The 12,217-nt window shown below is 71.2% G+C and carries 10 protein-coding genes and 2 pseudogenes; 7 read left to right on the plus strand and 5 right to left on the minus strand.

Annotated features, from left to right (window positions below):
- Positions 1–98: 98 nt before the first annotated feature.
- The 4 genes and pseudogenes from ACFQ87_RS41110 to ACFQ87_RS41125 form a co-directional block, all read left to right on the plus strand.
- A pseudogene (locus ACFQ87_RS41110) lies at positions 99–356 on the plus strand (DUF6296 family protein); the annotation flags it as partial.
- A 120-nt stretch (positions 357–476) separates the two neighbouring features.
- Positions 477–629, plus strand: coding sequence for a hypothetical protein (locus tag ACFQ87_RS41115; protein ID WP_380616086.1), 153 nt, complete (start codon positions 477–479; stop codon positions 627–629).
- 222 nt (positions 630–851) lie between these two features.
- Positions 852–1,091: pseudogene (locus ACFQ87_RS41120) on the plus strand (hypothetical protein); the annotation flags it as partial.
- Between the two features lie 470 nt (positions 1,092–1,561).
- The gene (locus tag ACFQ87_RS41125) at positions 1,562–2,416 is read left to right on the plus strand and encodes a hypothetical protein (protein WP_380616078.1); all 855 of its coding nucleotides are present in this window, start codon (positions 1,562–1,564) and stop codon (positions 2,414–2,416) included.
- A 329-nt stretch (positions 2,417–2,745) separates the two neighbouring features.
- Here the strand turns inward: ACFQ87_RS41125 and ACFQ87_RS41130 are convergent, their stop codons facing one another.
- A complete protein-coding gene (locus tag ACFQ87_RS41130; protein ID WP_153465202.1) occupies positions 2,746–2,949 on the minus strand; it encodes a cold-shock protein in 204 nt (67 codons plus the stop codon).
- A gap of 340 nt (positions 2,950–3,289) precedes the next feature.
- Between ACFQ87_RS41130 and ACFQ87_RS41135 the strand changes: the two genes are divergently transcribed.
- Together ACFQ87_RS41135 and ACFQ87_RS41140 are read left to right on the plus strand one after the other, a co-directional pair.
- Positions 3,290–3,700 (plus strand): hypothetical protein, encoded by a 411-nt coding sequence (locus ACFQ87_RS41135; protein WP_380616079.1) that lies wholly within the window; start codon positions 3,290–3,292, stop codon positions 3,698–3,700.
- 404 nt (positions 3,701–4,104) lie between these two features.
- Positions 4,105–4,572 (plus strand): hypothetical protein, encoded by a 468-nt coding sequence (locus tag ACFQ87_RS41140; RefSeq protein WP_380616080.1) that lies wholly within the window; start codon positions 4,105–4,107, stop codon positions 4,570–4,572.
- Here the strand turns inward: ACFQ87_RS41140 and ACFQ87_RS41145 are convergent.
- From ACFQ87_RS41145 to ACFQ87_RS41160, 4 genes are all read right to left on the minus strand, one after another.
- Positions 4,508–8,965: a caspase family protein gene (locus ACFQ87_RS41145; RefSeq protein WP_380616081.1), complete on the minus strand. Its 4,458-nt coding sequence runs from the start codon at positions 8,963–8,965 to the stop codon at positions 4,508–4,510. The two genes, ACFQ87_RS41140 and ACFQ87_RS41145, sit on opposite strands and share 65 nt — an antisense overlap.
- Positions 8,962–9,348: a hypothetical protein gene (locus ACFQ87_RS41150; RefSeq protein ID WP_380616085.1), complete on the minus strand. Its 387-nt coding sequence runs from the start codon at positions 9,346–9,348 to the stop codon at positions 8,962–8,964. The genes ACFQ87_RS41145 and ACFQ87_RS41150 overlap by 4 nt, the downstream gene beginning before the upstream one ends.
- 317 nt (positions 9,349–9,665) lie before the next feature.
- Positions 9,666–10,496: a hypothetical protein gene (locus ACFQ87_RS41155; RefSeq protein ID WP_380616082.1), complete on the minus strand. Its 831-nt coding sequence runs from the start codon at positions 10,494–10,496 to the stop codon at positions 9,666–9,668.
- A 258-nt stretch (positions 10,497–10,754) separates the two neighbouring features.
- The gene (locus ACFQ87_RS41160) at positions 10,755–11,441 is read right to left on the minus strand and encodes a hypothetical protein (protein WP_380616083.1); all 687 of its coding nucleotides are present in this window, start codon (positions 11,439–11,441) and stop codon (positions 10,755–10,757) included.
- Positions 11,442–11,919: 478 nt separating this feature from the next.
- Between ACFQ87_RS41160 and ACFQ87_RS41165 the strand changes: the two genes are divergently transcribed.
- Entirely contained in the window at positions 11,920–12,204 is a 285-nt protein-coding gene (locus ACFQ87_RS41165; protein WP_380616084.1) for a DUF6368 family protein, read from the plus strand.
- The last annotated feature ends 13 nt before the right edge of the window (positions 12,205–12,217 follow it).

A 12,217-nucleotide genomic window follows, 5' to 3' on the forward strand; every position in this document is an offset into this window, starting at 1 on the left:
TTCGATGGCACTCATCGGACGATTATCGCCAGCGGCCAAAGCCATCGACAGGCAGGACCTCCGACAGGGCGAACGTTGCCTGATGCGGCACTAGCACGGTGTCCCGTCCGGTCGGAAGCAGAAGGGGAAGGGTTCCGCCGACCATTTCCCGAGCGTGCGCGCCGCCCTTGGCGAGGCTGGCGCCGAAGCCGGGTGAGACCCCGTGGAGGCGCCTGCGCCTGCGCTTACGCGGGCAGCTGCCCGGCACCCCGGGCGGGCACGCACCCCCCAAGGTCGTCGGCGTCCATGCCACGGGCGAGCGGACCGCGGACGGGGCCCCTGTCCACGCCGATGAGGCGGGCACGTTCCGGGTGGAGATCCACGCGGGCGTCCCGGCCGCTGGACGCCGCGCCCGGGGCCGGCCGGCACCCCTGCCTGCACGCGACAGCCCTGCCCTGACCCACTCCGGCCGGCCCCGGCATCGGGCGCGCAACCCCTTGCGGCGGGTCACGCTGGCGGTGGGCGGCGGCACCCGCCTGCCCGGCGGCGTCCTGGCCATCAACGTCTGCCGCACTCGCGACGGCGCCCCGCCCAGCCCCCGCATGGTGTGCAACCTGATCCTCGAAGCCCACCTCGCCACGCTGGGCTGATCACTGCGTACGCCGGCAACCACCTGGTCGTCCTGGACCCCGACGTGGTCCTCCTGCCAGGAGCAGGCCGCACGGCCGCGAGCCGCGTCCTGAGACCCAGGACCGGACCGCGGGCAATCGTGGCTGCGGTTTGCTGCCGCGCCCTCGGGTAAACGCGTCCACGCGTCCTGCGGGCCGGCCGGCGGGGCTGGCCCGCCAGGGGCGTGGGAGGAGCATCGGAACATGGGCGAGGAGACCGGTCACGTCACCGGCACCAAGGACAAGGACTACAACCTGCTCTGGTACGTCGAGGCGTGCCTGAGTAATGCGCTGCGCATGGAGACTTACGTGCAGGATGCCGAGCAGGATGCCGAGCGGGAGGGCGACGGCGAGGTCGCGGAGCTGTTCCGCAAGGCACAGGCCGACAGCCGCAAGGGCGCCGAAATGGGCAAGCGGCTGCTCGCCGCCCGCCTGACCGTCGGCGAGGGAACCGGCGACGACGCACGCACCGCCACAGACGCTGCCGAAGACACAGCCGCGGTCCCTGGCGAAGGAACCGTCGTCGGAGGCACCCCGGCGCCTGCCGGTGAAACGGGCGCTCTGCCACAGGATCCGACGACCCCGTAGGCGCACAGCGGCCAACTGCCGTAACGACCCGCCCGCGCTGTCCGGCCGTGGCACGAAACCCACCCGGGCCACCGCCGCTGCTCGCCGTGGCCACCGCCCTCTGGTCGTCCCGACGCTGTTGCTCGATCGGCGGCCAGCAGCGGCGCCGGTCGGCGGTTGGTTGGAACGGCCGGCGCCGCATCCCATCGCCTGGCGCCGGTACGAGGGCTATCGTTCGGGTGATCTTCCGCTGGGTGGGGCCGTGGCAGCCCGTCGGCCTCGTTGAATCCGGTGATCCAGCCACGACGAGTCGCGAGTGCAGCGACCGCATTGAGCAGGGAGACCGGATGAACGATCAGGCTGCCTTCGGTCATGGACGAGTCCCGGGCAAGGCCCGTTTCGACGATATCTACGACCAGCCCGATCCTCGGGCCTACTTCGCCAGGCTGGCCCCGCTCGAGTATCAGATCCCGCACCACGCGCAGGCGGAGTTCCGCCGAACCCTTGTCGAGCGCAATCGGGCGGCCGACTGCGCGGGCAAGGTTGCCGTTCTCGATCTGTGCTGCTCGTACGGCATCAACGCGGCCCTGCTCAACTACGATCTGACGCTTGCGGATCTCTATGCCCACTACACCGACCCCGCGCTGGGGTGTTTGACCACGGAGGAACTGGCCGAGCGGGACAAGGAGTTCTATGCTGCCCGACGCCACCGCCACGCCGTACCGGTCATCGGTCTCGACATCGCGGGAAACGCGCTCTCCTACGCACTGGCCGTGGGTCTCCTGGACGACGCCTGCTCAGTCAACCTCGAGCATGACGAACCGAACGCATCGGTGCGTCGTGCGATGGCGCACACCGGCCTGATCGTGTCCACCGGTGCCGGAAGTTACGTGACCGATCGCACCATCTCTGCCCTGTTGGACCAGGCTCGCCGCCCCGTGTGGATCAGTGCCTTCATCCTGCGCACGGTCGACTACCGGCCGGTCATCGATCGCCTGGACTCATACGGGCTGCTCACCCGCTCCGACCCGGCCGACCTTCACCCTCAACGGCTCTTCGCGACCCCGGACGAACAGAACCACGCCGTTGCGGCCGTGCTGCGAAGCGGTCAGGATCCCTACGGCCGGGAAAGCACAGGGCGGTACTACGCGAGGCTGTACCGCTCCCGCCCCGCCACCGCGTGGGCCGACGAGCCAGCGTGACGTGCTCGAATCGGGGGTCGGCCGCGGCATGGTGAACAGGCGAGGTTCGGGCTCGATGAGGACGCCCCGGCTGACCAGGCGTTTTCAGCTTGGTGGATGAGAGTTCTGTATGGGACGGGGGCCTGGGCGTAGTCTGGCTGGTGCCGGGGTTGAGTACGCGTCAGGCTGTCGGCGGCGGCTTCGTGCTCCGGATCGCAGCGTTCGGCAATCGTCATGGAGTCGAAGAGGGTCTGCTTCAGCCGGCCGCTCTCGTGTGTGCGTTGGACCAGGCTCGCGAACAGGCGCCCCGTACGTGGATCCGCGCGGGGCGCTCGCTCGTGCGCTGGAGGTCAGGCGGGGCGGATGTTCTCCGCCTGCGGGCCCTTCTGGCCTTGCACGATGTCGAAGGTCACCTTCTGGCCCTCCTGGAGTTCGCGGAAGCCCTGGGTCGCAATGTTCGAGTAGTGGGCGAAGACGTCGGGACCGCCGCCGTCCTGCTCGATGAAACCGAAGCCCTTTTCAGCGTTGAACCACTTCACAGTGCCGGTAGCCATGCGCTTCTCCCTCGAGGGACTGATCGGGTCCCACGATTGCGGGCCCGGAGGTGATCGCCTTGGTCCGGAGAGGCGCTGAACAGCAAAAACGCCCACGACATGAACCGCGGGCGAGAACTTCGGAACCACGACTGCTTGATCAAAACGTTACACCGTAGGAGATCCCGCAGCCAGGGAGCGAGAAGGACACGCGGCGGCGTAGCCGTTGCGCCCACACGCGCGCCTCGGCCGACGTCGTGCCGCCGGCCGCTGTGCACGGAGCCGAGACTCCCCGCCGCCCAGGTGCGGCAGGCATGGCACCGGCAGACCCTGGAAGGGGAACCGATCACGGAGGAGAGCGATGACCGGTGCCGGCCCCTCACGGGAACCGAGCGCGATGGTCCACATGTCGATCGCCGGTGCCCTACCCGTGGCGAACGTGGTCGCCGACGCGGTAGGCCAGTCGTTCAGGCTGATCGCTGTCCCGGGTCCCGGCACAGCCGGGGACTATGTCTCACCCGCCGATCAGGTGGTCCGCACCCGCTGGCAGGTGGACACCTCGGCGCCGATCACCGAACCCGCCACACGGCCGGTTGCCCTCGCACATGCTGGTGCCGGCCCGGTGAAAGTGGAGCTCGGCGGTCGAGCCGATGCTGTAGTCAAGGTCGCGGCGCTGATCCGCGACCGTTTCCGTGCCGGACCGCCGGCGGGGGTTACACAGGCGTTCGAAGTGTGGCCCGAGAGTCCGCCGCCCGCCACAGGCCAGGCGTGAGCGCGGCAGCACGCGCCCAGCCAGCCGTCCCGGCCGGGCCGCACCGCGTACCGGTGCGGCACCGACAACCCGGGCGGCTCGACCACGACCTTGCGCGCCGCCGTCCTGGCCGCGCTCGGCGTCCTCAAGACCGCCACCGCCGACCAGCTCCAGCGGCTGCTGCGCCCGCAGGCGGCGTCGAACAAGGCGCACCGGCAGGCGCTCGGCGACCTCGCGCTGCACGGCCCGGGGCGCCGGCCGCTCCGGTGCCCAGCACGCGATGGCGGTCAACGAGACCGTGCTCGCCTTCGTCCTCGGCGGTACCGCGTCCGGGGCCGCGGGCGTGTTCGGTACGGTGCACTCTTGGTCGAGCGAGTCCGACTTCCTGCTGCCGGGCGGGTGTGTGGCAGGCGCCGGAGATCGGCGTGCCGGTGTTGATGGTCGAGGTGGACCGCTCCACGATGGCACCGCCCCGGGTGGCGGCGAAGTTCACCGCCTACCGCGAGCTGTTCCGCGTCAAGGTCCGCGACAACGACCCGGCCCGCTCCGGTGAAGAACCTGCCGACCGGACGGTGCACCGGTGGCACCGTGCCTACCCCGGGCACACCCGCGCCGGGTACCCGCCCATAGCCCTGATGGTCACCGACGCCGGACCCACCGCCCTGGCCAACCGGCAGCAGGCCGTCGCAGACCTGTCCGCCGACTGCTGGCGCGGCCAGTGGTGCAGGGTGGTCCGCGACTACAACGACGACGGCTGGCGGGTCTGGGACGACGCCGTGCCCATCGTCGCGACCACGCTGGAACTCGAACTTTCCAGCACCCACAGAGTCAGGGGCAGGGCTTCCGGTACGGCGTACCGCCGGGGACGTACCGCTGCCACTGCTCCTTCGTGATGGTGTCGCCTACGGACCCGCAGATGACCTCAAGGGTGCCGGGCTGGTCCGTACCCCAGATGTCCACGGTCGCGCCGACTGTCGCGATGAGCTTCCCGTCGGGACTCACCGCGATCTCGGAAGGCCGGACCGCGCCCGTCGGACCCGTGGCCACCACGGCCTGGAGCGTTGGGACCCGCCAGTTGCTGACATCCCAGAGCTCGATGTGCGGGTACCTCGGTCCGACGGCGGCGAAGCTGTCTCCCGTGCCCGTCATGGCGAGGGTACGGCCGTCCGGGCTGAAGGAGATCCCGGTGCCGGTCCCGGGCGTCTGCACGACCACCGGGTCCGCATCGCCCAGCCGGTCGCCGTTGACCTCCCACAGCCTGGTCGCGCCTGCGGCGTCGGCCACCGCCAGCAGGCGGCCATCCGGGCTGAAGGCCGGCTCGGACACGAGCGCACCGGTGGTGAGCGGCTTCGGCGGCAGGGTGACCGGGTGCCGGAGGTCGGTGGTGTCCCAGAGCAGCAGCGAGTCCGCGCTGCCCCCGGTCAGCAGGCGATGGTCGGCGGAGAAGGCCAGGCGGAAGACATTGCCCGGCAGTACGGCGATCTGTTGGGGATGCGTGCGGTCCGTCAGGTCGTACAGCTTCACCGTCGGGGTGACCCGGCCATCCCGGTCGGCATTGGTGTCGGACACCGCCAGGGTGTGGCCGTCGGAAGCGAAGGCGAGGGTGCCTGCGGAGTTGTCGAGGTCGTCGATCGTGGACAGCACGGCGACGTCCGGCTGCTCGGTGCTGCGCAGGCGGACCACGGGTTTGCCGTTCTGGTCCAGTTCGCCGGTGGCCAGGATGCGGCCGTCGGGGCTGAAGGCGACGCCGCCCGCGCCCGGTTGGCCGCTGCCGGGCAGGGCGGCGAGCCGGTGGTGCGGCGGGTCTCCGCTCAGATCCCAGAGTGCCCCGTCGCTCGCGCCTTCCCAGGCGAGCAGCCGCCGCGGGCCGGAACTGAACGCCACGGGCACGACGAACCCGCTCGGCGCCCGGCCCAGGCTGGCCGCCGCGCCGGACTGGAAGGGGTTGGTCACATCGGTGAGGTGGACTCCCCGTCCGGTGGCGGTCAGCAGCAGGCCGGTCACGGGCTTGGCCAGCAGCGGGTTGCCCGCGGGTGCGAACAGGGCGGTGCCGCCGGTGTCGGTGGCCTCGTCGACGATGGGCTCCTCCACCGTGTTGATGTCGACGACGTCGAGCGGATCGGTGCTGACCTGCCACAGGACCGCGGAGTGCTCGCAGACGGTGGCGAGCAGGTGCCCGTCCGGGCTGAACGCGGCCGAGAGAAGGCGCGTTCGGCAGTCCGGCACGGCGGCGCGGTCTGCGGTCTTCGCCAGGTGCGGCCGGGCCGGGTCCTGCACGTCCCAGATCCGGAGCGCGTTGCTGTCGCCGTCCCCGGGGCCGACCAGCAGGTGCCCGTCCGGGCTGAACGCCAGCCGGTGCAGCGGCTTCTGCTGGAGATCGTCGGCGAGCGGGCCGCCGTCCAGTTTCGGCAGGGCGACCGGCCGGGCGGGCACGGCGAGATCCCACAGGCGCACCGACCTGTCGGCGCCGGCACTGGCCAGGGTGCGGCCGGACGGGGCGAAGGTCAGAGAGTCGACGACCCCGGTGTGGCCGGTCAGCGCAGGGAGGAGCTTCGGCACGGCCGGCTCGGACAGGTCCAGGAGCCGGATCGCACCGCCGTTCGTACCGGCGGCGAGCAGGTGTCCGTCCGGGCTGAAGGCCAGTGCGGTGACGCCGGACTTATCGGCCGCCGGGGGTATCGCGAGTTCCTTGGGATGGGCGGGATCGCCGATGTCCCACAGCCGCACAGTCGCCCTGTCCCGCTGACCGGCGGCCGCGGCGACCAGCCGTCCGTCCGGGCTCAGGGCGACCGGGCCGACGCCCGGCAGCTGGATACGGCCTTCGCCGAAGCCCGCCGTGCTCCACAGCGCGACCGAGTTCCCGGTCGAGATGGCCAGGCGGCGCCCGTCCGTGCTCTGGGCCAGGTCCGTCGCCCGGTCCTGGCCGTCGAAGACGCCGTCCGTCCCCAGCGCGGCGAACAGCGCGGCCTTGGTTGCCTGCGGGTCGAGCCGGTACGCCGTCACCGCAAGCTGCTTGGCCAAGCCGGGCTGGCTGTTGCGCAGATCGATGGCTTCGGCCGCGACCAGCTGGGCAAGCGCGTGCTGCTGCTGGGCGCGGGATTCCTGCTGGAAGGCGATTGCCAGACCACCGCCGCTCACCGACAGCAGGGTCAGCACCACCAGGGACGCGATCGCCGCCCTCCCGCGGCGGACCCGGCGCCGCTCGTACTGCTTCGAGCGGTCGAGGAACTCCGCCAGCCGAGGCGGAAGTTCGTCCGCCCGGCCGGCCTCGGCAGCGCCGTCGCGGGCGGCCGCCAGCCGGGTGCCGCGGTACAGCAGTGAAGGGTCTTGCTCGGCCTCCCACCAGGTCTCGGCGTCGGCGGCGAGTCGCTGACGGGCGCGCAGCCAGTCGCGGTCCGCGTCCACCCACTCGCGCAGGCGCAGCCAGCCGCGCAGCAGGGCGTCATGGCTCAGCGCGACGGTTTGCTCGTCCAGGACGAGCAGCCGGGCCTCGGCGAACCGGTGCAGGGCCCGCTCCGCCGCCTCGGGGTCGGGCAGCCCGTGCACCAGGCCGGCGCGGTCGACCCGTTGGGCGGTGTCCACGGTCGGGTCGTCGACCCGGACCAGGCGGGGCAGCATCCGGCGGAGGGCGTTGCGGCCGGCCTCGTCAAGCCGGTCGTAGGTGTCGTCGGCGGTGTTGGCGATCGCCCGGGTGATCCCGCCGGTGGCCCGCAGACCGGCCACGGTCAGCCGGGCGCCGTGGCGCTGCCGCCAGATGGCCCACAGGGTGTGGGAGAGCATCGGGAGCGATCCTGGCTCCGGGCCGGTGAGCTGGGTGGCGCCCAGTTCGTGCAGCAGCAGGTCGGCCAGGCCCTCATCGAGCGTCAGCCCGGCCAGCTCGGCTGGCCGCTCGATCGCCGCGCGCAGTTCCTCCGGCCGCATCGCCACAGCCTGCACCTGGTGGTCCCGCAGTGCCGCCGCCAGCTCAGGGAAGGCCAGAGCCTGACCGTAGAAGTCCGCCCGCAGAGCCAGTACCACCAGGGCCGAGGCGTCGGCGGCGAGGGCCGCGAGCGCGGTCAGGAAGGCCGTCCGCTCCGACTGGCTCCGGCAGACGGTGAACAGCTCCTCCAGCTGGTCGACCACCAGCACCAGCCGCTCGGCGGGCCGTTCCGCCAGTACGTCGCCGACCAGCGCCGCCGCCGAGCCCGGGTCCGCACGCAGGGATTCGGCTCCGGCGACGCCGTCCGGGTGCAGCGCGGCGGCCAGGCCCTGCAACGGGTGCGCCCCGGGCGTGAGCAGCACGCTGGGCCAGCCGGCCGAGCCGGGTAACTCCGGTACGCCCCGGCGCAGGGCGGCGACCAGCCCGGCATGCAGGGCCGAGGTCTTGCCCGCGCCGGACGGCCCGACCACGATCACCGGCTCCCGCCCGGCCAGCGCCTTGCCGCAGGCCCGCACCAGCTCTTCGACCAGCCGTTCCCGCCCGTGGAAGAACTCCGCGTCGTCCACTGCGAAGGATTCCAGGCCCGGGTACGGGCAGCGGCCCGGGGACGGCTCTTCTTCGACCGGGCCCACCGGCTCGGGCTGGGCCGGGTTGACGGCGAGCACCAGCCCACCCGAACGGTCGCCGGCCTGGCGACGGGGCAACGGGCCCTGCTGGGCACGCAGCGTGCGGAACAGGTAGTCGTAAGCCGCGTCCAGGGTCAGCAGGCGCGGGCCGCGCGGATCACCCTCGTCGAGCAGCTTGATCAGCGCCCCGGTGAAGGCGGTGTACTGCGCTTCCTCGGGTGCCAAGGCGAGCTGCTCGGCCGAGCCGAGCAGATACATGCCGTGGGCGGGCGGGAGCGTGAACTGCTGCGGCGAGCGGTTCGCGAGCTTGGCGCGCCCCGAGAAGCAGCAGTCGAGGACCACCACGACCGAGGAGGCCCGGCAGGCGCTCAGCGCTTCGCGCAAGTCGGCCAGTCGCAGCGCCTGATGGGCAGCCAGACCGGGCGTCAGCTGGTCGGTGCTGCTCGCCGCGAGGTACAGCTCGTCGCCAGGGCCGATGAGGCCGTGCCCCAGGTAGTAGAGCAGCAGTGTGGTCTGGGCTTGCTGCGCCTCCTCAGCGATGGCCGTGGCCATGTCCCGCGCGGTCTCCGGGTCGGCCAGCAGGCGCACCTGGTCGGCGGGCACGCCGCACCGGCTGATCAGACGATCCCGCAGGGCGTCGATGGTCCGGGAGACCGCGGGAACGGAGGTCAGCGTCGGGCCCGGGTGCGTTGCCGTGCCGATCAGCAGCACCCGGACGCCCGCCCCCGACAGGTCCGTCATCGCGGGCCCTCGGCCTCGCCTGCGCCCTCCGCCGTCTCCAGTATCCGGATGGTGTCCGCCAGCACCGCTCGGATGGTGCCGTCGTCCAGACCCTGGACGCGCTTGCCCGAGATTTCAACCGAGGCACCGTCTGGCCGGCTGATCTTCAAAGTTACCTCGCCGCGCCGCTGGCGGATCCAGGAGATGACCGCAGTGGCCAGCGCGGTCGCGGCGCCGCCCGGCCCGAGCGCCACCGCCAGTGCGTCGAGCACCGGGCCGAGCGTGCCCGGGACAGGCGGACTCTCCACCGAGGTGACCCGGCCGCGCAGTTCGTCGACGTCGGTGAGCCAGGTGCGCAGCGAGCGCAGCTCGTCCGCCTCCTGACCGCCTGCGGCGGTGAGCATTATGTCCAAGGCAACCCCCCTGTCGGGTAAGTGACTTGCCGTCAACAGTACAAGCGGAGGGAGCCCCTGTGGGGCTGGTTATGGCATCGTATGAACGTGGGCGCCGACGGGGTTGAGGAAGCAGTTGCCGTTGGCCGCGTCCGAGTTGGTGCACCAGGCCTCGGCGACGACACGCGGCCTGCCGACAGCTCGTGTGAAGAAGGTTCCCCTTCCTGCGGGACTGGGCTTCGCCACCGATGCTGACGGCGACGCCCGCGCTCTGCACGGTACCCATCGGCACCACCCGAATCGGCCGGGTCCGCCAGGGGTGACGGCCGTCAGCCGGCGACCGTGTCGTACAAGCCGCGGCCTGTCCGCTGCGCCCGTCCGGTCTTGGCGAGGCGTTCGAGCATCGTGCGCACCGTGTCGAGCGCTCCGTGCTGGTCGTCGAGTCCGAGCAGGACGGTCACCTCCCTGGCCCGCAGCGGGCCCTTGCCCTGTCCGAGGACGGCCAGCACACTCTGTGCGTCGGTCAGGCGCCGACGGCCCGCCGCCGTGCGCGCGGGCGTCATCCGGCTGCCTGCACCTCCCGTGGCTTTCGCGGGTGCCGCCTTTTCCCGGGCGGCCGTCGTGTCCGTGCTCTTGGAGGCGCCTCGGGCGGCCTTCCTCGCGGCCGGGGCCGGAGCGGGCGCGGGCGTCGCATCCTGTTCCCGGGCGTCCGTCGCCGGCGCCTTCCCCGGGACAGACTTTGCGGTCGCTCGCTTTGCGGGGGCGGCCGCCTTCCGCGTGGTTGTCTTCTTCGTTGCTGTCTTCTTGGAGACGGCCTTGCGCGGGCCCGCGCTCCGGCCCGCAGCCGTTGCCCCGGCGGAGTCGGACTCGGCAACGGGCGACTCAGAGGGCTCCTGCGCCGACTGCGCCCGGGCGGCAGGCGGCTCGTGCGCGACGCCCACCCGCGCGGTACCCGGCACCTGGTCCCGCTCCCCGAGTGGAGCCTGGGCCAGAACATCCAACCCCTCCAGCACGGCCACCATCGCGTCTTCCTGGGCGATGAGGGCCGCCAGCTGCTCCTCAAGCTGGCGCCGCTGCTCCCGTACGGCCGGCAGTCGTGCCTCGACGAGGGCCCGCGTCGATCCGACACTGCTGTCCGAGCCGAACGTGTATCCGTTCACAAGTGCTCCTTCAACTTCCGTTCGTGTCAGCGAATGTACGGCGATCACGAGGATCGGCTCAGCGGGATGGCGAAATCCGACCCGTAAGGGGCTCCATCGGATTGTGTCGCAGCCTGCGCGCATTGGCCGCCGTCAACGTGCTCGGCCAACACGTCGCCGTCGTCGATCGCTTGTCAGCGGACGCGGCAGGCAGACTCCCCAACTGCGGTCAGTTGGCCGGGTCTGACCAACATTTCGGGATCGCCCAGCGTGACCGGGCTACGAGCCGGGGCGCTCCGGGATCTCTTCTTGTCCCGGTCGACGGCGACGTCCCTGCGGAGTGACCGTGAAGCTCGCGGCGAACGGGCCGTCACCACGGCGGATGGCCAGGAGCAGCGGTTGTTCATGGGCCGGGGGCCAGGACGGCTCGGTGCCCGGGTCGGTGCCGTTCCAAAGGTGGAAGAACACCATGGGGGCGGATACGTTCTCGGTGAGGTAGCCGAGCGTCTTCCCGTAGGAGGGGTTGGTGCCGCCGATCAGCACCGACGGCGGGCCGAAGGCCGAGGTCACGTCGGGCCATACCCGGTCGTGGGCGGCCCACGAGGCGATCGTGTCGCGCATCGAGGCGTACTCGGCCGTGTTCAGCACCCGGTCGGCCTTGAGCCATCCCTGCCGGTGCGCGAACTCCGCGTAGACGGAGGCCACGCTGTCACCGTGATCAGCCGGCAGGAAGTCCTGGAACGCCCCTTTCACGCCCGTCGAGGTCCACGCCTTGCGCTGCTCCAGGGCGCGCTGCTCGTCGCCCCACGCCTCCTGTCGGCGTTCAATGAACAGAAGGTGGTCCAGGATCAGCCGGATGCTGAGTTCTCCACCCCACATCCCCGGCCGGCGGAGGGCATCGTTGAGCCGGGTGACGAGGTGGGTGCGGATCTCTTCCGAGGAAGCGAGAGGGGCGGTGGCAGGCATGCCGCCAGTCTTTCGCACCGCAGTCGGCGAGCAAGGCTCAGCGTGTGAGGAGGATCCGGCCACGTGGCGCCGTCGTCCAGGCTGTAGCGGGCAGCGCCCCGGCCAAGAAGTGACGAGGCTGTCTCCCCAGCGAGAGGGGACACACGGAAGATCCCGGAAGCCATGACCCCAGCCTCGCGAAGAGCCGCAAGTCATGACGACAAGTTCCTTCCTTTTCCCTTTCGAGCCCTGGTGACGAGCCGTTCCCGTCAACGGATGGCTGTGACGGAGCACCGTAGTTTGCGAGTGATCGCGAAAGAACCGCAGGCCGCCTGCGGCCCGGTGGTGCGCGTTAGTGTGACTCAGCAGGCTAACTGTCGTGTCAGCATGGAATCTGTCGTCCAGGGCGGGCTATGACCCAAAATGATCAGACGCCCGCCGCCGGGTCCTGGTAGAACCGGGTCCGGTGGCACTTGCGCCACGAGGCTCTGGGGGCAGCATGTCGGGACCGGCAGTTGGACTGTGGCTCTTCGAACCACGCGGGTTCGCGGACATCCTGGCCGATGTGGTCCCGTGGTTGGAGACCTTCTGTGACCCGGTGGAGACCAAGGCCAGCGGCAGCGTGGATTTCTGGGTGCGAGACGGTTCGCCCCTGAACCTGCGGGCCTTCGATCCAGCTGGCGTCGGCGTCTTTTTCTTGTCAGTAACCCAGACCGGCTGCGCCGGCCGCCGTGAGGCCGGGAAAATCGGGGTGTGTCCGTCCGGGACGCCGGCGAATCTGTGATGCCTGTGAGCTC

Source organism: Kitasatospora sp. NPDC056531 (assembly GCF_042794375.1).
Taxonomy (GTDB): domain Bacteria; phylum Actinomycetota; class Actinomycetes; order Streptomycetales; family Streptomycetaceae; genus Kitasatospora.